General features: G+C 46.8%; 2 protein-coding genes. Both read right to left on the bottom strand.

All coding sequences use genetic code 11. The features are described 5' to 3' along the window. Window positions 1-164: DsrE family protein (locus R7P74_RS26960; protein WP_318123735.1), on the bottom strand; the 164-nt coding region annotated here is incomplete at its 3' end. A 2-nt stretch (window positions 165-166) separates the two neighbouring features. After that, window positions 167-658 (bottom strand): helix-turn-helix transcriptional regulator (locus R7P74_RS26965; RefSeq protein ID WP_318123733.1); only part of this gene is annotated, 492 nt, incomplete at its 5' end.

Here is a 658-nt window from a genome sequence, read left to right on the forward strand (position 1 = left end):
ACACTTAACGCAGTACCGTTGGTCACACCATCTTGATAAAAGAACACACTCACCAGAGTATGCCCTTGTTCAATGACTGCTTGTGCGAATTGGTATGCGCTGCGTGCCGATTGGCTGCCGTAAACAGAGCCATTTACCACCAGCGTGTAAGTTAATCCACCCACGCTTATTCGTCCTCGGTTTTACGTTGACGAATGTATAAGTACACGGTGTGTTTTGAAATGTTAAGACGATCGGCAACACGGTTGATGGCATCTTTGATGTCGAAGATGCCTTTATCGTACAACTCCATCACGATCTGACGATTCTTGGTGTTGTTCGATACCGATTTATCCGCATTGATTTCTTCAATCGTGCGTTCAACGGTTTGGTCCACCAGCTCTTCTACGTCACTCGCGAAGTTCACCGATGAAGCGGCTTCTTTCGCTTCTTGCGTTGGCATGAAAGATTGCAACACTTGCGAGAATGGCGCATCAAGGTTGACGTTGATACACAATAGGCCAATAACGCGATTTTCCCCATTACGAATCGCGATGGTGATCGATTTCATCAATACGCCACCTTTGGCACGCGTGAAATAGGAACGGGAAAAATTGCGCTCCGAACCCTCGATGTCCCTTAGCATTTTCAGTGCTAAATCGGTAATGGGTGAACCTAC

This window comes from Vibrio sp. 2033 (assembly GCF_033339735.1).